The organism is Kitasatospora sp. NPDC089913, assembly GCF_044748625.1.
GTDB lineage: Bacteria > Actinomycetota > Actinomycetes > Streptomycetales > Streptomycetaceae > Kitasatospora.
The window spans coordinates 45203-67952 of sequence record NZ_JBIVGI010000040.1 but is presented as its reverse complement, the minus strand read 5'-3'; the positions used below and the strand labels follow the sequence as shown (position 1 = coordinate 67952).

General features: G+C 74.0%; 18 protein-coding genes. 9 read left to right on the top strand and 9 right to left on the bottom strand.

Going from position 1 to position 22750, the window contains the following annotated elements:
• Positions 1 to 342: 342 nt before the first annotated feature.
• The 5 genes from ACIPYS_RS36870 to ACIPYS_RS36850 all read right to left on the bottom strand — a co-directional run bounded on the left by ACIPYS_RS36870 (position 343) and on the right by ACIPYS_RS36850 (position 5956).
• Positions 343 to 1653, bottom strand: coding sequence for a DUF58 domain-containing protein (locus tag ACIPYS_RS36870; protein WP_400754515.1), 1311 nt, complete (start codon positions 1651 to 1653; stop codon positions 343 to 345).
• Positions 1654 to 1765: 112 nt separating this feature from the next.
• The gene (locus tag ACIPYS_RS36865; protein WP_231978835.1) at positions 1766 to 2686 is read right to left on the bottom strand and encodes a MoxR family ATPase; all 921 of its coding nucleotides are present in this window, start codon (positions 2684 to 2686) and stop codon (positions 1766 to 1768) included.
• A 131-nt stretch (positions 2687 to 2817) separates the two neighbouring features.
• On the bottom strand, positions 2818 to 4083 hold the full coding sequence (locus tag ACIPYS_RS36860; RefSeq protein ID WP_400754513.1) for a DUF4350 domain-containing protein: 1266 nt from the start codon (positions 4081 to 4083) through the stop codon (positions 2818 to 2820).
• Positions 4080 to 4751 (bottom strand): DUF4129 domain-containing protein, encoded by a 672-nt coding sequence (locus ACIPYS_RS36855; protein WP_400754510.1) that lies wholly within the window; start codon positions 4749 to 4751, stop codon positions 4080 to 4082. Before ACIPYS_RS36855 ends, ACIPYS_RS36860 begins: the two co-directional genes overlap by 4 nt.
• Positions 4752 to 4756: 5 nt before the next feature.
• The gene (locus tag ACIPYS_RS36850) at positions 4757 to 5956 is read right to left on the bottom strand and encodes a hypothetical protein (RefSeq protein WP_400754507.1); all 1200 of its coding nucleotides are present in this window, start codon (positions 5954 to 5956) and stop codon (positions 4757 to 4759) included.
• 286 nt (positions 5957 to 6242) lie between these two features.
• Here ACIPYS_RS36850 and mtrA point away from each other — a divergent pair, with 286 nt between their 5' ends.
• From mtrA to ACIPYS_RS36835, 3 genes are all read left to right on the top strand, one after another.
• Positions 6243 to 6920, top strand: a complete 678-nt coding sequence (gene mtrA, locus ACIPYS_RS36845; protein WP_030247322.1) for an MtrAB system response regulator MtrA — start codon at positions 6243 to 6245, stop codon at positions 6918 to 6920.
• A gap of 61 nt (positions 6921 to 6981) precedes the next feature.
• A complete protein-coding gene (gene mtrB / locus ACIPYS_RS36840; protein ID WP_400754504.1) occupies positions 6982 to 9063 on the top strand; it encodes an MtrAB system histidine kinase MtrB in 2082 nt (693 codons plus the stop codon).
• Positions 9038 to 10924 carry an LpqB family beta-propeller domain-containing protein gene (locus ACIPYS_RS36835; RefSeq protein ID WP_093861888.1) on the top strand — a complete coding sequence of 629 codons (1887 nt, stop codon included), beginning with the start codon at positions 9038 to 9040 and terminating at the stop codon, positions 10922 to 10924. Before mtrB ends, ACIPYS_RS36835 begins: the two co-directional genes overlap by 26 nt.
• 85 nt (positions 10925 to 11009) lie before the next feature.
• Here ACIPYS_RS36835 and ACIPYS_RS36830 read toward each other — a convergent pair whose 3' ends face one another.
• Positions 11010 to 11777, bottom strand: coding sequence for a ComF family protein (locus ACIPYS_RS36830; RefSeq protein ID WP_400754500.1), 768 nt, complete (start codon positions 11775 to 11777; stop codon positions 11010 to 11012).
• 366 nt (positions 11778 to 12143) lie between these two features.
• Here ACIPYS_RS36830 and hpf point away from each other — a divergent pair, with 366 nt between their 5' ends.
• Together hpf and ACIPYS_RS36820 are read left to right on the top strand one after the other, a co-directional pair.
• Entirely contained in the window at positions 12144 to 12839 is a 696-nt protein-coding gene (gene hpf, locus ACIPYS_RS36825) for a ribosome hibernation-promoting factor, HPF/YfiA family (protein ID WP_093861889.1), read from the top strand.
• A 236-nt stretch (positions 12840 to 13075) separates the two neighbouring features.
• Positions 13076 to 13834 (top strand): response regulator transcription factor, encoded by a 759-nt coding sequence (locus ACIPYS_RS36820; RefSeq protein WP_231977758.1) that lies wholly within the window; start codon positions 13076 to 13078, stop codon positions 13832 to 13834.
• A gap of 79 nt (positions 13835 to 13913) precedes the next feature.
• Here the strand turns inward: ACIPYS_RS36820 and ACIPYS_RS36815 are convergent, their stop codons facing one another.
• Positions 13914 to 15128: a winged helix-turn-helix domain-containing protein gene (locus ACIPYS_RS36815; protein ID WP_093861890.1), complete on the bottom strand. Its 1215-nt coding sequence runs from the start codon at positions 15126 to 15128 to the stop codon at positions 13914 to 13916.
• Between the two features lie 123 nt (positions 15129 to 15251).
• Positions 15252 to 15860, bottom strand: a complete 609-nt coding sequence (locus ACIPYS_RS36810; RefSeq protein WP_400754495.1) for a GNAT family N-acetyltransferase — start codon at positions 15858 to 15860, stop codon at positions 15252 to 15254.
• Between the two features lie 251 nt (positions 15861 to 16111).
• Between ACIPYS_RS36810 and secA the strand changes: the two genes are divergently transcribed.
• Positions 16112 to 18874 carry a preprotein translocase subunit SecA gene (gene secA / locus ACIPYS_RS36805; protein ID WP_093861892.1) on the top strand — a complete coding sequence of 921 codons (2763 nt, stop codon included), beginning with the start codon at positions 16112 to 16114 and terminating at the stop codon, positions 18872 to 18874.
• 152 nt (positions 18875 to 19026) lie between these two features.
• On the opposite strand, the gene ACIPYS_RS36800 is transcribed toward secA, so the two are convergent.
• Positions 19027 to 19515, bottom strand: coding sequence for an Rv3235 family protein (locus tag ACIPYS_RS36800; RefSeq protein ID WP_400754490.1), 489 nt, complete (start codon positions 19513 to 19515; stop codon positions 19027 to 19029).
• Positions 19516 to 19914: 399 nt separating this feature from the next.
• Between ACIPYS_RS36800 and ACIPYS_RS36795 the strand changes: the two genes are divergently transcribed.
• The 3 genes from ACIPYS_RS36795 to ACIPYS_RS36785 all read left to right on the top strand — a co-directional run bounded on the left by ACIPYS_RS36795 (position 19915) and on the right by ACIPYS_RS36785 (position 22511).
• A complete protein-coding gene (locus tag ACIPYS_RS36795) occupies positions 19915 to 21051 on the top strand; it encodes a patatin-like phospholipase family protein (protein WP_400754487.1) in 1137 nt (378 codons plus the stop codon).
• Between the two features lie 174 nt (positions 21052 to 21225).
• Positions 21226 to 21735: a DUF6912 family protein gene (locus ACIPYS_RS36790; RefSeq protein WP_030394295.1), complete on the top strand. Its 510-nt coding sequence runs from the start codon at positions 21226 to 21228 to the stop codon at positions 21733 to 21735.
• 119 nt (positions 21736 to 21854) lie between these two features.
• Positions 21855 to 22511 carry an HAD family hydrolase gene (locus tag ACIPYS_RS36785; RefSeq protein ID WP_286158582.1) on the top strand — a complete coding sequence of 219 codons (657 nt, stop codon included), beginning with the start codon at positions 21855 to 21857 and terminating at the stop codon, positions 22509 to 22511.
• Positions 22512 to 22750: the final 239 nt, after the last annotated feature.

The window sequence follows — 22750 nt, the reverse complement described above, 5'->3', positions numbered from 1 at the left end:
CTGCAGGGGGGACCCTGTGGGAGAGTAGGACGCCGCCGAACAATCATTGTGAAGAACCCCCGTCGGGAAACCGGCGGGGGTTCTTTGCGTTCCGCGTGTATTCCCCTCGTGGTATTTCCCTGAGCGGGCACGGGAACGCTGCCCGATTCGGCGGCGGAGCACGCGGAGTACGTTGAGAAGATCCTGGGAAGCGCCGGGAAAGGCTCCTGGAGACACGCTGGGCCGGACCCCTGGTTGGGGTTCACCACCCCGTCGAAAGGCGCTCAAAAGCCCCGCCACCGGTTCGGTGACGGGGCTTTTTTGTGCTCCCGGGCGGGTTCGGAAAGCTTCGGAAGGCTTCTGTCAGAGGCGGCCGGCGGCCTTGAGGGCGAGGTAGGTGTCGGCCAGGGCCGGGGCGATCGAGGCGGGCGGGGCGTCGAGGACGGTGATGCCGGCGCGGGTGAGGCGGTCGGCGGTGAGACGGCGGTCCGCACGGGTCTGCTCGGCGGCCGCGGCGCCGTACACGGCTTCGACGGTGCCGCGGCCGGCGGCGAGCTCGTCGAGGTGGGGGTCGGACACGGAGGCGAGGACGACCTCGTGGCGCTTGGTGAGGAGCGGCAGGAGCGGGAGCAGGCCGTCCTCGGCGGAGGCCGCGTCCAAGCCGGTGAGCAGCACGATCAGCGAGCGCTGCGGTGCCATCTTCAGGGCGGTGGCGACCAGCGAGCGCATGTCGGTCTCGTAGAGGGCGGGCTCCAGGACGGCCATCGCGTTGGTGAAGGCCGGGAGGATCTCGCCAGGGGAACGGCCGGCCACCGCGGTCCGCTTGCGCAGGTCGTGGGCGAGCAGGTCGACCCGGTCGCCGGCCTTGGTGGCGAGGGCGGTGAGGAGCAGTGCGGCGTCGAGCGAGGCGTCGAGCCGGGGTGCGTCGCCGACCCGGCCGGCGGAGGTGCGGCCGGTGTCCAGGACGACCAGGATGTGCCGGTCCCGCTCGGGCCGCCAGGTGCGGACGGCGACCGTGTGGCGGCGGGCGCTGGCCCGCCAGTCGATGGAGCGGATGTCGTCGCCGGGCAGGTACTCGCGCAGCGAATCGAACTCGGTGCCCTGGCCGCGGGTCAGGACCGAGGTCCGGCCGTCGAGTTCGCGCAGCCGGGCGAGTCGGGAGGGCAGGTGCTTGCGGCTGGCGAACGGGGGCAGGGCGCGGACCGTCCAGGGGACGAGGTGCGAGCCCTGACGCCCGGCCAGGCCGAGCGGGCCCAGCGAGCGGACGGTCACCTTGTGGGCGTGGTGGTCCCCGCGCCTGGTCGGGGTGAGGACGGTGGTGACGCGGCGGCGTTCGTGGCCGGGGACGGTCAGGGTGTGCCGGGAGGCGGCGAACCCGGTGCCGGGCCGCCAGGCCGACGGGGCCCAGGCGTCGCGGATCCGGGCCCGCAGGGGTCGTCCGGTCGGATTGGTGACGGTCAGTTCGACCGCGGCGGGTTCGCCGAGCCGGACCGCGGTGTCGCCGCCCCGGTCGATCCGCAGGCCGCGGACGGGGGCGGCGAGCACCAGGTCGAGGACGACCGCGAGCAGGACCGCGCCGGTGACGGCGCCGACACCCGCCCAGGACGGCAGCAGCAGGCCCGTGACGAGGGCGCCGAGCGCGGCGAGCAGGACGGTTCGCCCGGTGATGGCCATGCGGTGCGTTCCTTCGTCGGGGCCGACGGTGAGGCGGCGAAACGTGGGGCGGTGGTACCCGGGGCGGTGATCTCCGGTGCTGCGGTGCCCGGTGCGGTGCCGGGTGCGGGGATCAGCGCGGGGCCGGGGTCTGGGCGAGGACGGCCTGGATCACGGAGTCCGCGGTGACGCCCTCCATCTCCGCCTCGGCCCGCAGGGCGACGCGGTGCCGCAGGGTGGGCAGGGCGAGCGCCTTGACGTCGTCGGGGGTGACGTAGTCGCGGCCGGCCAGCCAGGCCCAGGCGCGGGAGGCGCCGAGCAGCGCGGTGGCGCCGCGCGGGGAGACGCCGATGGAGAGCGAGGGCGACTGCCGGGTGGCCCGGCACAGGTCGACGATGTAGGCGAGCACCTCGGGGGCCACGGTCAGCCCGGCGATCTGCTCGCGGGCGGCGGCGATGTGCTCGGGCCCGGCGACCGGGCGCACACCGGCCGCGGCGAGGTCGCGCGGGTCGAAGCCGGCGGCGTGCCGGGCGAGGACCTGGAACTCCTGGTCGCGGTCGGGCAGCGGGAGGACCAGCTTGAGCAGGAAGCGGTCGAGCTGGGCCTCGGGCAGCGGGTAGGTGCCCTCGTACTCGACCGGGTTCTGGGTCGCGGCGACCAGGAACGGCACCGGTAGCGCGCGGGGCTCGCCGTCGACGGTGACCTGCCGCTCCTCCATGGCCTCCAGCAGGGCGGCCTGGGTCTTCGGCGGGGTGCGGTTGATCTCGTCGGCGAGCAGCAGGTTGGTGAAGACCGGGCCGGGCTGGAAGGAGAACTCGGCGGTGCGGGCGTCGTAGACCAGCGAGCCGGTGACGTCACCGGGCATCAGGTCGGGGGTGAACTGGATGCGCTTGGTCCCCAGGCTGAGCGCGGTGGAGAGGGTGCGGATCAGCAGGGTCTTGGCCACGCCGGGGACGCCTTCGAGCAGCACGTGGCCGCCGCAGAGCAGGGCGACGACGAGGCCGGTGACGGCGGCGTCCTGACCGACGACGGCCTTGGCGATCTCGGCGCGCAGGGCGGTGAGCGCCTCGCGCGGGTCGCCGAGGCGGGGGTCGCCGGCGGGAGCGGCGCTGCCGGGGACGGTGGTGCCGGTGGTGGCGGGCGCCGGGCCGGGGGTGATGCGGAGCTGGGTGGTGGCCTTCTCGGTCACGGCTTCCGTACCTGCCTTTCGAGGGTGTCGAGGTCGTCGGCGAGCCGCAGCAGTGCGGCGTCGTCGGTCGGGGGAGGGCCGTACAGCAGGGCCGCGGCGTCCCCGGCGGGCCGTTCGGGGAGGCGGTCCGCGACGGCCGCGCAGAGGGCGGTGGGGTCGGGCGCGCCGGCCACGGGCGGGACGCCCAGGGCCGGCGCGATGCGCAGCGCGGTGGCGCGGCGCAGGGCGTCGGCGGCCCGGCCGCGGGCCTTGGCCCGGCGGTAGAGGCGGGCGCGGCCCTCGGTGGTCTCGGAGGCGCGGACCACGACCGGCAGCCTCTCGCTGACCACCGGGCCGAGTCGCCGGGCGCGCCAGAGCGCGGCGAGCAGGACGGCGATGCCGAGCTGGTAGCCGGCCCAGGTCCAGCCCTCGGGGATGTAGTCCTGGAAGCTCTTGCGCCCGCCCTCGGCGACCGGGGCGGTGTAGTCGGGCAGGTGCCAGGTGATGTGCGGCCGGGAACCGAGCAGGCCGAGTCCCAGGGCGGCGTTGCCGTCCTTCCCGAGCAGGTCGTTGGTGAGGAACTCGCCGCTGCCGAGGACCACGACGTCGGTGTTCCGGCCGGTGGTGACGGCGACCAGCGGGTATCCGTGGCCGCGCGGGTAGCAGCCTTCGCCGCGGCTGCCGGCGGTGTAGAGCAGGCCGCCGAGATGGGCGCTGCCGGCCCGGACGGCTTCCGGGAGGGAGCAGCCGGAGTCGGTGCTGCGGACGCCGGCGTACGGGATGCCGCCGTTCTCGTCGGAGGTGCGGACGCCGGGGACGAGGGCGCTGAGGGCGGCGGGGCCGGGGGAGACCAGGACCACCCGGCTGTACCCGGCGGCGGCGACGGCGGTCAGCTGCTCGGGGGTGAGCAGGTCGGGTTCGGGCAGGACGAGGGTGTCGGTGCCGGTGGGCCGCACGGCCGGGTCGCCGGTCAGGGCGACCTGGAGGCCCTCGCGCTCCAGCAGGGCGATCACGGCGTGGCTGCCGGTGGGCTCGTAGGAGCGGGGGTCGAGCGGCGGGTACCGGCGCTCCTGGTCGACGGCCGCGAGCAGGACCGCGGCGAGCAGCACCAGGGCGGCGGTGAGCAGGTACCAGCGGGCGCGCCGCCACAGTCCGCGGCCGGTCGGTGCGGTGCTGGTGGGTGCGGTGCCGATCGGTGCGGTGCCGGTGGGGATCGGTGCGGTGCCGGTGGGGATCGGGGCGGCGGCCGGGTCGGTCGGGGGAGCGGGGGCGGCGCTGGTCATGCGGCTCCTCCGGCGGCCGGGGCGAGGACCGGGCGGGCGCGTTCGAGGGCCCGGTCGAGGTCGCGCAGCGACTGGTAGGCGCCCTGGTCGGCGGCGCGCTCGCCGTACGCGATGTCGTCGAAGGCGCGGGCGGCCGCGGCGAGCTCGGCCGCGTGGCCGGGCAGGGCGCGACCGGCCTCGGCGGCGGCCTCGTCGGCGGTGCGGCCGGGGCGGGCGTCGAGCAGGGTGCGTTCCTCGAGGCCGCGGACGAGGGCGCGCATCTGCTCGCGGACGGCCTCGGTCCAGCGGCCGGCGGCGGCGTGCCGTTCGGCGTCGGTCCGGTGCTCGGCGGCGCTGCGCGGGCCGGTGCGGCCGAAGACCCCGGAGTGGGTGCGGGCGGCCCGCTTCGGAGCGCCGAGGCGCCACCAGAGGGCGGCGCCGATCACCGCGGCGACCAGCAGGAACAGGACCAGGCCGGTGGCGCCGCTGGTGCCGTCGCCGGTGAGCGCGCCCAGCGCCTCGTCGATCCGGGCCGAGATCCAGTCGAGGACCCGTTCCCGCAGGCTCGGGTCGTGGCGGTGGTAGTCGGCGTTGATCAGTTCGTCGCGGGCCGCGTCCTTGGCGGCGTCGCGCGGTGTCGTGACCGGGGCGCCACCCGCGAGCACGACGGTCTCCCCCCGGACCGGCATCGGGCTCAGAGCCTTGCGGGGGCGGGGCCGGCCTGGTCGCCCCAGCCGGTGCCGCCGTGCTCGGGCAGGCCGGCGGCGCGGGCGAGCTCGATGTCGAGGGCCTCGCGGCGGATCCGCTGGTCGACGTAGAGCAGCACGCCGATGGTGGCGGTGAAGGGGAGGGTGACGGTGGAGGAGAGGACGCCGCCGATCGCCATGGTGACCAGCATGGCGGCGGGCATGCTGCCGCTCTGCCCGGCGTCGACCTGGCCGACGAAGTCGTCGAAGCCGATCACCATTCCGGCGATCGTGAACGGGGTGCTGATCACACCGCCGACGACCGCGGCGATGATCTGGCTCAGCACGGTGATGCCGCAGATCCGCCACCAGGAGCGGTTGACCAGCCGGCGGGAGCGGGAGAGGGCGGTGATGACGCCCTGCTTCTCCAGCATGAGGGCGGGGGCGGCCAGGCTGAGCTGGATGCCGATCCAGACGGCGACCGGGAGGCTGAGCAGGCCCACGACGACGAGCAGGCCGACGATCGCGGGTTCTTCGGCCCCGGCGACCAGGTAGCCGATCAGCGGGGCGAAGCCCAGCAGGACGATGCCGCCGGCGATGAGACCGGTGAGCAGGGTGAGGCCGAGGAGCTGGAGCAGCCGGGGCCTGGCGTCGCGCCAGGCGTCGCCGATCGACACGGCCTGCCCGAGGATGGCGCGGCTGACCACCATGGTCAGCAGGGCCGAGGCGACCACGCCGAGCAGCATCGACAGCGGCAGGCTGATCAGGGCGGTCAGCACCGGGGTGAGGTCGCCGGTGTCCCCCTGGACGGCGAGCTGGGCGCCGAGCGAGGCGCCCTGCTGGACGACCGCGACGCCGAGGGCGAGGCCGAGGGTGACCCGCCAGTGCTTGCGGACGGTGGAGACCGCGCCGTCGAGGATCTCGCCGAGGCCGAGCGGGCGCAGCGGGATCACGCCGGGCTTGGGGCTCTGCGGTACGCCCCAGCCGTAGCCGCCGTGGCCGGGCTGCGGGCCCCAGCCGGGCGGGGGTCCGCCGTGGCCGGGCCGCGTGCCCCAGGCGGGCTGCTGCCCGGAGTAGGGCGGCGGCGGGGTGTCCTGGGGCGGTGCCGACTGGCCGGGCACGGCGGCGGGTGCGTCGGCGCTGGGCCGGGCACCGTCGCGGGGCGGCTCGGACGAGCCGGGCGAGGCCCAGCCCGGAGTGTCGGTCATCACTGCTCCTCGGAGGGCTTCGGGGGCGCGGCACCGGGTGGATCTTCACCCGCGCGCAGCGCCCATCGTGCCATGGTGCCCGGACGCGCCCCAGGGGGAGCCGGTTGCTGAACGGCAACGGCCGGGCGGCGGACGTTTCGTCGGCATCGGCGGTGGCCCGGGGGGCTGGAGGGGGCAGGAGATTGGCCCGGTTTGGCTTGAATTCGCCCGGATCGCCAGTTGGCCGTTCTGGAGCAATGGGACTGCTGTGCGGCAGGTCACAATCCGGTAATGAGAAGATGGACGCATGAAGGGACGCGTCCTCGTCGTTGATGACGACTCCGCACTGGCCGAGATGCTCGGCATTGTGCTGCGTGGTGAGGGTTTTGAGCCGTTTTTCGTCGCGGATGGGGACAGGGCGCTAGCCGCGTTCCGGGAGACCAAGCCGGACCTGGTCCTGCTCGACCTGATGCTGCCCGGCCGGGACGGCATCGACGTCTGCCGGCAGATCCGGGCGGAGTCCGGCATTCCGATCGTCATGCTGACCGCCAAGACCGACACGGTGGACGTCGTGGTCGGCCTGGAGTCGGGTGCCGACGACTACGTGACCAAGCCGTTCAAGCCCAAGGAACTGGTGGCCCGGGTGCGGGCCCGGCTCCGCAGGGCCGAGGAGCCGACTCCGGAGCAGCTGACCATCGGCGATCTGGTGATCGACGTGGCCGGTCACTCGGTGAAGCGCGACGGCCGGGGCATCCCGCTGACCCCGCTGGAGTTCGACCTGCTGGTCGCGCTGGCCCGCAAGCCGTGGCAGGTGTTCACCCGCGAGGTGCTGCTGGAGCAGGTCTGGGGCTACCGGCACGCGGCGGACACCCGGCTGGTCAACGTCCATGTGCAGCGGCTGCGCTCCAAGATCGAGAAGGACCCGGAGCGTCCCGAGATCGTGGTGACCGTCCGCGGCGTCGGCTACAAGGCCGGGCCCAGCTGACGTGATGTACCGGGCCGACGAGACCCCGGCGGGTACCGCGACCGACGGGGGTGGCGGCGCCGTGCGCGGGGACGTACTGAGTTCGACCGTGCGCAGCCGCCGCCGACGGGGGCCGGTCGCCCTGCTCGCGCTGGTGAACCGACAGCTGCGGCGCCCCCTGCACCGGGTGGCGGCGCTGTACCGGCGGTCGATCCAGCTGCGGGTGGTGGCGGCCACGCTGCTGCTGTCGGTCGTGGTGGTGATGGTGCTGGGCGTCGTCGTGGTGGCGCAGGTGCGCACCGGGCTGCTGGAGACCAAGCGGTCGGCGGCCCGGGACCAGGCGCTCGCGGGATTCCAGACCGAGCTCAAGAAGATCGACGACGCGAACGACCTGCGGCTGCGGACCCCGACCACCGATCCCGCCACCGAGGGGCTGGGCACCTGGCTGCTCCAGCAGGTCGGTGACCTGGCGGCGAGCGGGCAGAACGTCTACTCGGTGATCGCGATGCTGCCCGGCACCGGCCAGACCGTCCAGCCGGAGAAGGCCGGCCTCGGCCCGCGCTACTCCGCGGACATCCTGCCCAGCAGCATCCCCGACAGCCTCAAGGCCAGGGTCGCGCAGGAGCCCGGCCAGAGCTTCAGCCAGCCCACCCGGATCCAGCGCTCGCCGGAGAGCCGTGTGGGCACCGAGCCGGGACTGGTCTTCGGGCAGCAGTTCACCGGGCCCGGCAACGGCAGCTACCAGCTGTACTACGTCTTCTCCTTCGGCCAGGAGACCAAGACCCTGGGGCTGGTCACCGGCACGCTGGCGACCGCCGGGGTGTTCGTGGTGATCATGATGGGCGGCATCGCCTGGCTGGTGGTGCGCCAGGTGGTCACACCGGTCCGGATGGCCGCCGGGATCTCCGAGCGGCTGGCCGCCGGGCACCTGGAAGAGCGGATGAAGGTCACCGGAACCGACGACATCGCCCGTCTCGGCGAGTCGTTCAACCGGATGGCCAACGCGCTGCAGGCGCAGATCCGGCAGCTGGAGGAACTCTCCCGGGTGCAGCGGCGCTTCGTCTCGGACGTGTCGCACGAGCTGCGCACACCGCTGACCACCGTCCGGATGGCCGCGGACCTGATCTACGACAGCCGCGAGGACCTCGACCCGATGGCGGCCCGCTCCGCCGAGCTGCTCCAGGGCCAGCTCGACCGGTTCGAGTCGCTGCTCGCCGACCTGCTGGAGATCAGCCGCTTCGACGCGGGCGCGGCCGTCCTGGACGCCGAGCCGGTCGACCTGCGCGAGATCGTCGGCCGGGTGGTCGAGGCCGCCGATCCGCTGGCGCAGGCCAAGGGCAGCGCCGTGGTGATCCGCGGCGACGGCGAGCCGGTGCTGGCGGAGGTCGACTCCCGGCGGATCGAGCGCATCCTGCGCAACCTGGTGGTCAACGCGCTGGAGCACGGCGAGGGCCGGGACGTCGTGGTCCGGCTGGGCTCGCGGGACGGCGCGGTCGCGATCGGTGTCCGGGACTACGGCATCGGCCTCAAGCCGGGCGAGGCGTCCCGGGTGTTCCACCGGTTCTGGCGGGCCGACCCGTCCCGGGTGCGGACCACCGGCGGCACCGGCCTCGGCCTGTCGATCGCGGTCGAGGACGCGCATCTGCACGGCGGATGGCTGCAGGCCTGGGGGGAACCGGGCGGCGGCTCGCACTTCCGGCTCACCATGCCGCGCACCCGCGGCGGGGAGATCAGCCGGGCGCCGTTCCGGCTGGAGCCGGAGGACTCCCGCAACAACCGGGGCCTGGGCACCTACGGGGCGCCGTACCGGCGGGCCGCGCGCCCGGCCGGGGCGACCGCCCTCACCGCGACCGACGAGCAGGCCGTCCCGGAGACGCCGGACACCTCCGGCAACGGGTTCGGCAGCGGCCTCGGCGGTGTGCTGAGCATCGGCCCCGGTCTCGGCCGCAGGCCCGCCGAGGGCCCGCGCGCGGATCCGTCGGACGTGCTGCCGGTCGGCGCGGGGTACGGTGCGACCGGGGCCCAGGTCATGGTGGACCCGACGCCCGGTCGGCCGTCGGTGGCGCAGCGGACCGCGGGGCCGGACGAGGACGCAGGGGCGGACGGCACGGGTGGAACGGACACGGAGGGGTCGCGGCGTGCGAAGGACCAGCACCAGGACTGAGCTGCGGCTGGCCGGGACGGCGGGCGCGCTGGTCGGTGCCCTGCTGGCCGCCGGCTGCGCGGCGATGCCGGATTCCGGGGGCGTCACCAAGATCGAGCTGTCCAAGAACTCGGCGGAGAAGAACCTCCAGGTCAGGATCTTCCCGGTGGAGCCGGCCAAGGGGGCCGGGCCGCAGGACCTGCTGGCCGGGTTCCTCGACGCCCTGACCGCCGACGACAGCTACACGACGGCGCGCAAGTACCTGACGCCGGACGCCCGGACCAGCTGGAACCCCGAGGCGGGCATCAAGGTGCTCGCCGCCAACCCGGGCCACATCAACGTCGGCGTGACCGACAACGACACCGAGGTGTCGATCCCGGTCCGCGGGCAGCTGGTCTCCCAGGTGGACGACCGGCACTCGTACGGCGAGTCGCCGCGCCCGATCGAGTTCAACTTCTCCTTCGTGCGGGAGAAGGCGGGCGAGTGGCGGATCGACAAGCTGCCGGACGGGCTGATCCTCAACGAGGTCAACTTCCGCAACAGCTACCGCCAGGTCGACCGGTTCTACTACGCCGCGCCCGACCCGTCCGCGCCCACCGCGGCCTCGGTGACCAACCAGGACGTGCTGATCGCCGACCCGATCTACCTGCGGCGCCGAATAGACCCGCTGGGTTCGGCGGTCCGCGCGCTGGTCTCGGGGCCGTCGACCTGGCTGACGCCGGTCGCCCGTTCGGCCTTCCCGGCAGGGCTCGGGCCCGGCGCGGTCGACTCGGTGACCCTGGACGACAACCGCACCGGGCACGTGACGCTCGTCGGGGTCGACCTCGGCAGTGCCACCGCCTGCCGGCGGATGGCCACCCAGCTCCTCTACACCCTCGCCGACCAGGGCACCGGACAGGTCGAACGGCTCGAGCTCAAGGCCAAGCACGGCGGTCCGGTCTGTCAGGCGAGCCGTGCCGACGAGCCCGCGACCGGGCCCGGCTCGCTGGCCGGGCAGATGTCCCCCCGGCAGTTCTACCAGCGGGCCGACGACGGCGTGCTGCACGAGACGCGCGGGGACGCGGTCGGTGAGCCCGTGCACGGGCCGCTGGGGCGGGTGCAGCCGAGCGGGCGGCCGCTGGGCGCGGTCGCGGTGGCCCGCGACGGCGAGCGTGCCGCAGCGATCAGCGCCGACGGCCACCAGCTCTTCACGGTGCCGTTCCTGGACTCGCTGTCGGCCATGCCGCAGCCGGTGCTCACCACCCCGAGCCGTCCGGGCTCGAAGGGTGACGACGGGCTGACCTCGCCGACCTGGGACGGGCGCGGCGACCTGTACGTGGTGGACCGCGACCCGGCCGGGCCGCGGGTGCTGATGGTGCGGGACAAGCAGGCCGTCCCGGTCGCGGTGGACGACCTGCTCGGGCGCTCGGTGCAGGGCGTCAAGGTGTCCTCGGACGGCGTGCGAGTCGCCCTGCTGCTGAAGGAGGGCAAGGACAGCAAGGACCAGCGGCTCTGGCTGGGGCTGCTCGTCCACGGCGGGACCAAGGACGCCCCGACCGCGAGGATCACCGGGCTGCGGCTGGCCAACCCGGCGTTCCAGGAGGTGCTGGCGGTGTCCTGGGCGGAGGCCGACCAGCTGCTGGTGCTGGGCAAGGAGAAGGACAAAGCCCAGCAGTTGCAGTACATCAGCACCGACGGGTCGCAGAACCGGGACGCGAGGCTGCTGAGCGGCGGGGAGATGGTCGCCGCCGCCGCGTCGGAGTCGCGGGGGACCAACGGGGTGCCGGTGCCGCCCGTGCTGGCGCTGGAGAAGGAAACCGGCAAGCCCTACCGGCTGGTCAACAACCAGTGGCGGGAGCTGGTGCTGCCGTACAAGGCCTCCGCGTTCGTCTACCCGGGCTGAGGCCGGGCGCTCGGCGCGGGCCGGGGCCTCGGGTGTCCGTCACCGGCGGGCCCTCGGGTGTCCGTCACCGGGGGCCGGGTGTCCGTCACCGGCCGGGGGTGTCCGGGCGGTGCCGGTGGTGGTGCGGGACGGCCGCCGCGACCGTGGCGGCCGCGGCGGGCGGCAGGCCGGCGGCGGACAGCGCCCGGGCTGCCTCGATCAGGCTGGCGCCGGTGGTCACCAGGTCGTCGACCAGGACCGGCCGGTACCCGGTCGGGCCGGGGCGGCCGGACCGGCGCAAGCGGCCGGGCGGTCGGACGGTGAGCGCGTCGCGCAGGTTGTGGTGACGCTCGGCGGCCGAGAGGCCGGCCTGATCGGCGACCGGCCTGGTGTGGCGCAGCAGCGGCACGGCGCGGGCCTCCAGCCCCTCCCGGCGCAGGGCCCCGGCGGCGGCGCGGGCCAGCCGCAGGGTGGGGTCGTGCCCCCGGGCGCGGACCGCTGCCCGGGCGGAGGGGACCGGGACCAGCAGCAGAGGCGCCGGCCCCGGGCAGGGGCCGAGTGCGGAGCGCACCGCCCGGGCGAGCGCGTCGCCGAGCGGTCCGGCCAGCCCCAGCGCGCCGCGCTCCTTGTGGGCGAGCAGCAGCCGTCGGACCGGGCCGTCGTACGGCGCGGCCGCGTACGCCCGGGGGAGGGCCGCGACGGGCGCCGGAGGGGTGGTGGCGAGTAGGTCGCGGCAATCCGGGCACAAGTGGCCGAGGTCGGCCCCGCAGCCCGTGCAGGGGGCCGGGAGCAGCGCGTCGAGGAGGCCGGTCAGAGTGTGGGCGAAGGGACCCTGGTGGGACTGCCGACGGGGTGCTGCGGAGGTCCGGGGCACGGCCGCTCCTCGCGGGTGGGGCACGGAGAGTGAGCAAAGAATGCGCCGTACGGGGGGTGTTGTCCAGGTATTTACCTGTGTTTCACTCGCGAGAGGGTAGACAGGGGTGCAGCAGCTTGACCGCCGGCCCATCACTCCGTCATACCCGAAGTCTCCGCCGGAGAGGCGAAAACCCCGTGTGAGGTGTTCGATGAGGCTCCAGGGGGTTTCAACCGTCCCTGGTGGGGAGGAAGTGCAGTGAGGGCCAGTCGTTCCCACCGTTGCCGGTGGGGCGGAGGGCCGGCGGATGTATCGGCTGGTCCGGCTGGTCTCAGTCCGGTCCGGTAGCACCCGGGCCGGCGACAGAACGAGGGATCGGAGTTCTGCGTGGACATCGTCGTCAAGGGCCGCAAGACCGAGGTGCCGAAGAGGTTCCGGGATCACGTGGCCGAGAAGCTGGAGAAGGTCCAGAAGTTCGACACCAAGGCGATCAGCCTCGATGTCGAGGTGTCCAAGGAACACAACCCGCGGCAGGCCGACCGGTCCGACCGCGTGGAGATCACCCTCCGTACCCGTGGCCCGGTGATCCGGGCCGAGGCCGCCGCCGCTGACCCCTACGCGGCGCTCGATCTGGCCTCGGCGAAGCTCGACGCCCAACTGCGCAAGTCCGCGGACCGGCGTCGGGTCCACAAGGGCGGCAGCGGCAGCCGCACCCCGATCAGCGTCGCCGAGGCGACCGCGGCCCTGGCCGCGCTGCCCGAGGCGAAGCCGTCGGAGAGCGGCACCAACGGGGCCGTCCGCAAGACCATGATGGGATCCCTGGAAGTGGAGGGCGAAGGCCCGCTGGTGGTCCGGGAGAAGACCCACCCGGCCGCCCCGATGGCGCTCGACCAGGCGCTCTACGAGATGGAGCTGGTCGGCCACGACTTCTACCTCTTCGTGGAGAAGGACAGTGGCCTGCCGAGCGTCGTGTACCGCCGGCACGGTTACCACTACGGCGTGATCCACCTGAAGGCCGACGGTTCGTCGGTCGAGGGCGGCGGCGCCGGCGGTGCGATCGGTGCGGGCGACGACGAGGACTGACCGTCCGGACAGCAGGAGAGGGGTGACCCCGGTGGCGACCGCCGCCGGGGTCACTGGCGTTCCGGGGCCGGGACGCCGCACTCCGGGGCAGGTGCGGGGCGTTCCGGGGCCGGTCCGCGGACAGCGGTCACCGGACAGGTCACCCGATGCGGGGCAATCGGCACCGGAGGGTGACCGCGAGGGCCCCCGGCCGTGGAATGATTGGCCGACGACGACCGGCGACGGGGGAGGAGCGGATGGGGGATCACTTCGGGCTGGGGCCCGCGACAGTGCCGGTCGTGGGGGTGTCGTCCGGCCCCGGGGCCGAGTCCGACTACGCGCCGCGCCGGGGGGAGCCGATCCGCGTCCTGGTGGTGGACGACCACGCGCTGTTCCGCCGCGGCCTGGAGATCGTGCTGGCCGAGGAGGAGGACATCACCGTCGTCGGCGAGGCCGGGGACGGTGCGGAGGCGGTGCTCAAGGCAGCCGACCTGCTGCCCGACATCATCCTCATGGACGTCAGGATGCCGCGCCGCAGCGGGATCGAGGCCTGCACCGCGATCAAGGACGTCGCACCCAGCACCAAGATCATCATGCTGACGATAAGCGACGAGGAGGCCGACCTCTACGAGGCGATCAAGGCGGGGGCCACCGGCTACCTGCTCAAGGAGATCTCCACCGACGAGGTCGCCACCGCGATCCGCGCGGTCGCCGACGGGCAGTCCCAGATCAGCCCGTCGATGGCGTCCAAGCTGCTCACCGAGTTCAAGTCGATGATCCAGCGCCGCTCCGACGAAAGGGAGTTGGTGCCCGCGCCGCGGCTGACGGACCGGGAGCTGGAGGTGCTGAAGCTGGTGGCCACCGGGATGAACAACCGGGAGATCGCCAAGGAGTTGTTCATCAGCGAGAACACCGTGAAGAACCATGTGCGCAACATCCTGGAGAAGCTGCAGCTGCACTCCCGGATGGAGGCCGTGGTGTACGCGATGCGGGAGAAGATCCTCGAAATAGGGTGACCGCGGGGCCCGGTGGGCCCCGGCCGCCGTGGCGGCCGGGGTGCCCGGGGGAGTCGGGGTGTTCGGCGGGGCACCCCGGTCAGGCCAACAGCCGCTCCAGTGCCGGGCGCAGCGAGTCGTCCTGCAGTGCCTCGACCCGGACGGTGTCGCAGCCCACCCAGCCGGCCGCCTCGCGCAGCGCGTCGGCCAGCGCCTCCAGGTGGCGGGGGGAGTCCAGCGAGACCTGACGCGCCACCAGGGTCCGGCCCTCGCGGGCCGGGTCCACCCGGCCGACCAGCCGGCCGCCGGTCAGCACCGGCATCGCGAAGTAGCCGTGCACCCGCTTGTGCTTGGGGGTGTACGCCTCGAGGCGGTGGAGCATGCCGAAGATCCGCTCGGTGCGCGGGCGTTCCCAGATCAGTGAGTCGAACGGCGACAGCAGGGTGGTGCGGTGGCGGCCGCGCGGCGTGGTGGCGAGTGCCTCCGGGTCGGCCCAGGCCGCGCCGGGGGTGCCGTCCGGGCCCCAGCCGGCCACCGTGACCGGGACGAGTCCGGAGTCCGGCAGCACCGCGTCCACCTGGTCGGCGCGCAGCCGGTGGTAGTCGGCGATGTCGGCGCGGGTACCGACGCCGAGGGCCGCACCGGACTGGGCGACCAGGGTGCGCAGGCACTCGGCGTCGTCCGGTTCGGCGGCGAACAGCTCGGCCGGGACGGCCTGTTCGGCCAGCGCGTAGACGCGCTTCCAGCTCCTGCGCTCGGTGCAGACCACATCGCCGAAGGCCAGGGCCCGCTCCACCGCGATCTTGGTGTCCGACCAGTCCCACCACTCGGCGGTCTTCTTGGCGCCGCCCAGCTCGGTGGAGGTGAGCGGGCCCTCGGCGCGGAGCCGGTCCAGCACCGAGCGGTAGGTCGCCGCCTCGCTCTGCTTGCCCCAGACGTTGTCCTTCGCGCGGTAGCGGCGACGGCGGAAGGCGAACAGCGGCCACTCCTCCATCGGCAGGATGCACGCCGCGTGCGACCAGTACTCGAAGGTCGCGCCGGCACCCCAGTACGCCGCCTCGACCGCCGGGCGGCCGACCGCGCCGAGCCTTGCGTACGGCACGAGTTCGTGCGAGCGGGCCAGCACCGAGATGGTGTCGAGCTGGACGGAGCCGAGCCGGCGCAGCACCCCGGGCACCCCGCCGCGGCGGTCGGGCGCGCCGAGCAGGCCCTGGGCGCGCAGGGCGATCCGGCGGGCGTCGTCGGCGCCGAGCGCGGTCACCGGGGCGGGGAGGGAGGACGGGGCCGGGGCCGGGCCGGGGGTCGAGGCGGTCATGCCGGCGAGCCTAGAGGTGGGCACCGACAATCCGCCCGCCCGGAGTGCCGGGGCTCCGGGCGGGCGGCGGTTCGGTCGGCAGGGGACGGAGTCCGGCCGGGGCGTGGCGGCGGCGGGGCCCGATCAGTCGGCGAGGTCGCCGGGCAGCAGGGAGGCGATCCACGAGTCGTGGAACTGTCCGCGCTGCTGGGCGTACGCGCGCAGGGTGCCCTCGAACCGGAAACCGACCTTCGCGGCGACCGCGCGGGAGCCCTCGTTGCCGACGTAGGCGATCCACTCCAGCCGGCGCAGGCCGAGCTCGGCCAGCCCGTAGCGGGCGACCGCGGTGGCCGCCTCCGCGGTGTAGCCGCGGCCGCGGAACTCCTTGGTCGCCCACCAGCCGATCTCGGCGACGCCGGGCCGCCCGGCGGGGAGGGTCAGCCCCTGGGTGCCGACCAGTGCGCCGGACTCGCGCTCGAACACGCACCAGATCGGGTTCTCGCCGGTCCGCCACCCGTTGCGGGCCAGGTCGGACACGAAGTACTCGGCGTCGCCGCGCAGGTACGGAACGGGGACGACCGTCCAGCGCTGGATCTCCGGGTCCTGGCAGGCGGCTTCGATCGCGTCGATGTCGGACTCGTGCGGAGCCCGCAGGACGAGGCGCTCGGTGGTGAGGACGACCGGTTCGCGGCCGGGCCCGGCGGCGGGCGGGCCGGGCTGCTCCCCGGGGCGGGGTTCGGGGCTTTCTTCCATGGGCGGATTATTTCGTCCAGAGATGAATCCGAGCATCCGATTAACGGTCCCGGGCGCCCAACTCTCCGGACGGCCGCCCGGTTTGCCCCGGTGGGGAATGCTATCGGGGCATGTGCTCGCAGGGGTGACACGGGAATACCGTGCTGACGCACCTCCCGAGGCATTGGGCTCCTCGCATACGATGGCCCGTGCGGTGGGGTGGATCCGCCGTGCAGTCGTCCAGTGCCAATACAGGCAAGGAGCCCGCTCACGTGTCCGTCTTCGACAAGATCCTGCGCGCCGGCGAAGGCAAGATCCTTCGCAAGCTGCAGCGGATTGCCGCCCAGGTCAACTCCATCGAAGAGGACTTCGTCAACCTCACCGACGCCGAGCTTCGCGCCCTGACGGACGAGTACAGGCAGCGGCTCGCCGACGGCGAGTCGCTGGACGACATCCTCCCCGAGGCCTTCGCCACCGTCCGCGAGGCCGCCAAGCGCGTGCTCGGCCAGCGGCACTACGACGTCCAGATCATGGGCGGCGCCGCGCTGCACCACGGCTACGTCGCCGAGATGCGCACCGGTGAGGGCAAGACCCTCGTCGGCACCCTGCCCGCGTACCTGAACGCGCTGACCGGCAAGGGCGTGCACCTCATCACGGTCAACGACTACCTCGCCGAGCGCGACTCGGAGTGGATGGGCCGGGTGCACCGCTTCCTCGGCCTCGAGGTCGGCGTGATCCTCGGCAACATGACGCCCGCCGAGCGCAAGCGCCAGTACGCGATGGACATCACGTACGGCACCAACAACGAGTTCGGCTTCGACTACCTGCGCGACAACATGGCCTGGTCGAAGGACGAGCTCGTCCAGCGCGGCCACAACTTCGCGGTGGTCGACGAGGTCGACTCGATCCTCATCGACGAGGCCCGGACCCCGCTGATCATCTCCGGCCCGGCCGACCAGGCGACCAAGTGGTACGCCGACTTCGCCAAGCTGGTGCTGCGCCTGAAGATCGACCGCGACTACGAGGTCGACGAGAAGAAGCGCACCGTGGGCATTCTCGAGGAGGGCGTCACCCGGGTCGAGGACTACCTCGGCATCGACAACCTCTACGAGTCGGTGAACACCCCGCTCGTCGGCTTCCTGAACAACGCCATCAAGGCCAAGGAGCTGTACAAGAACGACAAGGACTACGTCGTCATGAACGGCGAAGTCATGATCGTCGACGAGCACACCGGTCGTATCCTCGCCGGCCGCCGCTACAACGAGGGCATGCACCAGGCGATCGAGGCCAAGGAAGGGGTGGAGGTCCAGAACGAGAACCAGACCCTGGCCACCATCACCCTCCAGAACTTCTTCCGCCTGTACGACAAGCTGGCCGGTATGACCGGTACCGGTACCACCGAGGCCGCCGAGTTCCACCAGATCTACAAGCTCGGTGTGGTGCCGATCCCCACCAATAAGAACCCGCTGCGCATCGACCAGCCCGACCTCATCTACAAGTCGGAGCCGGCCAAGTTCGCGGCCGTGGTCGAGGACATCGCCGAGAAGCACGAGAAGGGCCAGCCGGTGCTGGTCGGCACCGTGTCGGTCGAGAAGTCCGAGTACCTGTCGCAGGAGCTGCGCAAGCGCGGCATCCCGCACGAGGTGCTGAACGCCAAGCACCACGAGCGCGAGGCGCAGATCGTCGCCCAGGCGGGCCGCAAGGGCGCCGTCACCGTCGCCACCAACATGGCCGGCCGAGGCACCGACATCATGCTCGGCGGCAACGCCGACCACCTCGCGGCGGCCGAGCTGGCGCAGCGCGGGCTCACCCCGGAGGACAGCCCGGAGGAGTACGAGGCCGCGTTCCCGGCCGCGCTGGAGAAGGCCAAGGCGGCCGTGAAGACGGAGCAGGACGAGGTCAAGGAGGCCGGCGGCCTCTACGTCCTCGGCACCGAGCGGCACGAGTCCCGCCGGATCGACAACCAGCTGCGCGGCCGCTCCGGCCGTCAGGGCGACCCGGGCGAGTCCCGCTTCTACCTGTCGCTCGGCGACGACCTGATGCGTCTGTTCAAGGCCGGCATGGTCGAGCGCGTGCTCTCGATGGCCAACGTGCCCGAGGACGTGCCGATCGAGTCGAAGATGGTCACCCGGGCCATCGCCTCCGCGCAGACCCAGGTCGAGCAGCAGAACTTCGAGATCCGCAAGAACGTCCTCAAGTACGACGAGGTGCTGAACCGCCAGCGCGAGGTCATCTACGGCGAGCGCCGCCGCGTCCTGGAGGGCGAGGACCTGCAGGAGCAGGTCGGCCACTTCATGGACGACACCGTCGAGGCGTACGTCAACGCCGCCACCGGCGAGGGCTTCGAGGACGACTGGGACCTCGAGAAGCTCTGGACCGCGCTCAAGCAGCTCTACCCGGTCACCCTGGACCTGGCCGAGCTGGAGGAGGAGGCCGGCGGCGCCGCGGGCCTCACCCCGGAGTTCCTCACCAAGGCCATCCAGGAGGACGTCCAGGGCCAGTACGGCGCCCGTGAGGACCAGCTCGGCGAGGAGATCATGCGCGAGCTGGAGCGCCGGGTCGTCCTCTCGGTGCTGGACCGCCGCTGGCGCGAGCACCTCTACGAGATGGACTACCTCCAGGAGGGCATCGGTCTGCGGGCCATGGCGCAGCGCGACCCGCTGGTCGAGTACCAGCGCGAGGGCTTCGACATGTTCACCGCGATGATGGAGGGCATCAAGGAGGAGTCCGTCGGCTACCTGTTCAACCTGGAGGTCCAGGTCGAGCAGCAGGTCGAGGAGGTCCCGGTCGAGGACGCCCAGGTGATGCTCGACAAGCTGGAGAAGGACGCCCCCCGTCCGGAGATCAAGGCCAAGGGCCTGGAGGCCCCGAAGCCGCAGCGGCTGCACTACACGGCCCCCTCGGAGGAGGTCGGCGGCGGTGTGGTCGAGGGCGAGTTCGACGACCTCGGTGCCGAGGACGAGGGCGACGGTCTGACCCGCGCCGAGCGCCGCAAGGCCGCCAAGTCGGCCAAGGGCCGCCGCCGCAAGAGCTGAGGCGGGGCCGACCGGTCCGGTCGGCCGCCGTGCCGGGCGCCATTCCCGTACGGGGGTGGCGCCCGGCGTCGTTCCCGGGGCCGGCGGGGCCGGGGGCGCTGCCGCGTAAGCGTACGGATGGGGCTGCGGCGGCGGGTACGCTCCGGGGCGGCTCATCGGGCCTCCACGGCGGTGCACTGCCACTGGCCGGAGGGCCCTCGCGGCTCCAGCCGAAACGCCACCATGTGGTGCCGGCCGCCGAGGTCGACCCGGACACAGGCCTCGACCGCGCCCGGCGCCGGCGAACGGTCGTGCACCGGGCCGAGCCGCGGCCGCTCGCCGCCCCGCGTCCCGCGTAGGGTGCCGGCCCGGACCAGGGCCGACAGCTGGCCGTAGCAGTCCAGCGTGGTGTGGCGCAGCAGCTGCCCGGACGGCCGGGAGCCGGTCAGCACCTCCACCAGCCGGTGTGCGAACCGCGTACTCAGGCCGCTCCGCGGGTCGTGGCCCGGCGGGTCGGCACAGGCCGCCCGGGGGTGGCGGGGTCGCCGCGGTTCGGCGGGCGCCCGGTGGTCCCGGGCGGTGCCGCGCGGGCGGTACGGGCGCGCCGACAGGACGGCGGGCGGCGCGGGCGGGGGAGCGGCGCGGTTCGGACACGAGGTCATGGGCCTTCCTCGGGGCGGCGGGCGGGTCGGGGCCCGGGCTGCTGCTGCGGGCCGGGGTGCTGCGGTGCGGTGGGGGTGGTGCGGGTGCGGACGGGTTCCTTGTTAGCGGCCGTCCGCAGCGGGCGGCAACGGCTTTGCGCGGGGTGCTCCCGCCTCCGGAAAATTCACCTATCCGGGTGAGTCGGCCCCTGCGGGAACGGGTTCGGGCCGAGTCGGTCGGCACCGGGTTGACGCACCGGGAAGGGCGGGAAAGCCCGAAAGAGGACGGTCGGTTTCGCCAGGACGGGCGTTGCGGCCCGGGCCGGTCGGCGCGCAGGATCGGAGACCGGAGCCGGGGCGGGCCGTCCGTCGCGCGCCCGCTCCGGAGCAGTACCGCCCCGACGAGGACAGGCGGCCGGCATGACGACATGGGTATCCGGGTCACGGCCGACGGCACCGCGGGCCGCCGGCGCTCCCCGGCGCGGTCTGGTGCTGGGCGGCGGGGGCATGCTCGGCGCGGCCTGGACGGTCGGCGCGCTCTGCGCGGTGGAGGAGGCCACCGGCCGCCGGGCCGGTGACGCGGAGGTGGTGCTCGGCACCTCGGCCGGGGCGATCCTGGGCGCGCTGCTGGCCGCCGGGGTCGGCGCCGAGCAGCTCCGGGACCACCAGCGGGGACTGCCGATCACGTCCGGGCCGCTGGCCGGGGTCGACTTCGACTACGACACGGCGGTCGGTGGCGCGCTGCCGCCGCGGCCCCGGGCGGGCATCGGCTCGCCGGGGCTGCTGCGGGACGCCGTGCGGCACCCGCGCGAGTACCCGCTGCTCACCCTGGTCTCGGCGATGGCCCCGCACGGCCGGGGTTCGCTGGAACCGGTGGGCGCGCTGGTCGGCGGTCTGTTCGGCGGCACCGGGGCGGCCGGGGGCACGGGAACGACGGCGACGACAGGGGCGGACGGGCTCGCGCCGCCCGGGTTCGCCGGGCGGGCCCCGGCGCTGCGGGTCGTCGCGGTGGACTACCGCAGCGGCCACCGGGTGGTCTTCGGCGACCCGGACGCCCCGCCCGCCGGCGTCGGCGAGGCGGTGATGGCCTCCTGCGCGATCCCGGGCTGGTTCGCCCCCGTCCGGGTGGGCGGCGCGGACTACGTGGACGGCGGCTGCTGGTCGGCCACCAACGCCGACCTGCTGCTCGACCGGGGCCTCGACGAGGTGTACGTCCTGGCGCCGATGGCGCTGTGGGGCGACCCGCCGGGCCGTGCGCAACCGGGGCACGCGGAGTCCGTCCCGGGCGCGTCCGTATTCGCGCGCGCCCGGCGCGGGCTGGACCTCCCGCGCGGGGTGCTCGCCCAGGTGGTCGGCCGCTACCGCAGGGCGGTGACCCGGCAGCTGCAACGCGAGGCCGGGCTGCTGCGGGCGGGCGGCGTCCGGGTTCACCTGCTCGCGCCCGCCCCCGCGGACCTCGCCGTGATGGGGCCGAACATGATGGATCCGTCCCGTCGGGGCCCGGTCCTGGAGAGCGCGCTGACCACCTGCCGCCGGGCCCTGGAGGCCGCCCGCTGACCCGGGACGGCCGGCGGGACGGGCCCCGGAACGGCGGGGCGGCGGGCCCGCGGGGGCGCGCGCGGGCCCGCCGGGACGGCCGACGGGTGCACGGGTGATCGCGGAGCCGCGTCCGGAGCTTATTCTTGGGGACGCTGGAAGCTGTGCCGCTGGACGAACCGGAGAGTGCCACCGATGCGCGTGTACGTGCCCACCACCCTGACCGGCCTGGCGGCGGCGCACTCGGGCGGCGCGCTGGAGCAGTCCGCGGCGTACGCCGTGACGCCCGCGCTGCGCGAGTGGTACGTCAGCGACGACCTGGAGGAGCTGGAGTACGCGGCGCTCAACCGGGCCGCCCAGTCCTCGCTCCGGCTGCTGGCCGCCGAGCCGGACGCCCCGCGCCGCCGGGTCGTGATCGCGCTCGACGTCGCCGACTCGGCCGTGACGCCGTTCCCCGGCGACGAGTACCAGGACCAGGCCTCGCTGGGCCGGGTGGTGCTGGCCGGGCCGCTGAAGCTGGCCAAGGCGGCCGCCGTGCACGCCGATGTCGCGGACCGCGACGTGGTGGCCGACGTGGCGGCGGCGGTCGGGGCGGTGGCGGCCGCGGACGCGGGCGACCAGGACGCCCAGTTCACCGTGGACGGCGCCGAGGACCACGACCTGCTGTGGTTCGCCACCCAGGAGATCGCCGGTCTGCTGGCCTGAGACCGCGCCGGGTCGTGTGCCCGGGCCCGCCCCGGGCACACCGTGCCCCGGCGTCCGGCCCCCCTGCACCGTGAGCCCCGTCCTACCGGTCCGGCCGGGCGCGGCGCTACCGTTCAGACGTGCGCACTCATATCGTCTGGGACTGGAACGGAACGCTCTTCCACGACATGGAAGCGGTGCTCGGGGCGAGCAACGCCGCTTTCGCGACCATCGGTGTCGGGCCGATGACGCTGCAGGAGTACCGCGAGCAGTACGAGATCCCGATCCCCCGGTTCTACCAGCGGCTGCTCGGCCGGCTGCCCTCCGAGGCCGAGTGGCTGCGTCTGGACGACGCGTTCCACGACCGCTACCGCCAGCTGAGCGTCGCCTGCGGCCTCACCGACGGCGCCCGCGAGCTGCTGGACGACTGGCGCGCGGCCGGGCGGAGCCAGTCGCTGCTGTCCATGTACGAGCACGACCGGCTGCTGCCGGTCGTCGAGGGCTTCGGTCTGACCGGCCAGTTCCTGCGGGTGGACGGGCGCAGCGGCCCGGCCGGCGGGCAGAAGGCCGAGTACCTGGTCCGGCACCTGGCGGCGCTCGGCACGCAGGTGGACCCGGCCCGCACCGTACTGATCGGGGACGCGGCGGACGACGCGCTGGCCGCGCTGGAGGCGGGCGCGCACGCCGTGCTCTACACCGGCGGCTCGCACACCAGGGAGAAGCTGGAGCCGGTCGGCGTGCCGGTGGTGGACAGCCTGGCGGAGGCGGTGGAGCTGGCGGGCCGGATCGCCGGCTGAGGCGCTCCCCGGCCCCGGACCGGCGTCTCCCGGCCCCGGACCGGCGGCGGCCCCGCGGCGGACAGAGCCCGGACCGGCACCGCACCGGTACCGGCCCCGCCGTTCGACGGTGGAGTGGCGCGCGCCACTCCACCGTTGGCGTGTCCGGGCGGGCGCGGCGCCCCCGGGCTGGTCAGGCTGGACGGGTGCCGGGCCCGTCGTCGGAACGGGCCGGCCGCCCCACCAGGAGCGGAGCCCGC

Coding starts and splice junctions, on each gene's coding strand:
- ACIPYS_RS36870 (WP_400754515.1), bottom strand. CDS start 1,653: ATGGCCATCACCGGGCGAACCGTCCTGCTCGCCGCGCTCGGCGCCCTC.
- ACIPYS_RS36860 (WP_400754513.1), bottom strand. CDS start 4,083: ATGACCAGCGCCGCCCCCGCTCCCCCGACCGACCCGGCCGCCGCCCCG.
- ACIPYS_RS36855 (WP_400754510.1), bottom strand. CDS start 4,751: ATGCCGGTCCGGGGGGAGACCGTCGTGCTCGCGGGTGGCGCCCCGGTC.
- ACIPYS_RS36850 (WP_400754507.1), bottom strand. CDS start 5,956: ATGACCGACACTCCGGGCTGGGCCTCGCCCGGCTCGTCCGAGCCGCCC.
- mtrA (WP_030247322.1), top strand. CDS start 6,243: ATGAAGGGACGCGTCCTCGTCGTTGATGACGACTCCGCACTGGCCGAG.
- ACIPYS_RS36820 (WP_231977758.1), top strand. CDS start 13,076: ATGGGGGATCACTTCGGGCTGGGGCCCGCGACAGTGCCGGTCGTGGGG.
- ACIPYS_RS36815 (WP_093861890.1), bottom strand. CDS start 15,128: ATGACCGCCTCGACCCCCGGCCCGGCCCCGGCCCCGTCCTCCCTCCCC.
- ACIPYS_RS36810 (WP_400754495.1), bottom strand. CDS start 15,860: ATGGAAGAAAGCCCCGAACCCCGCCCCGGGGAGCAGCCCGGCCCGCCC.
- ACIPYS_RS36800 (WP_400754490.1), bottom strand. CDS start 19,515: ATGACCTCGTGTCCGAACCGCGCCGCTCCCCCGCCCGCGCCGCCCGCC.
- ACIPYS_RS36795 (WP_400754487.1), top strand. CDS start 19,915: ATGACGACATGGGTATCCGGGTCACGGCCGACGGCACCGCGGGCCGCC.
- ACIPYS_RS36790 (WP_030394295.1), top strand. CDS start 21,226: ATGCGCGTGTACGTGCCCACCACCCTGACCGGCCTGGCGGCGGCGCAC.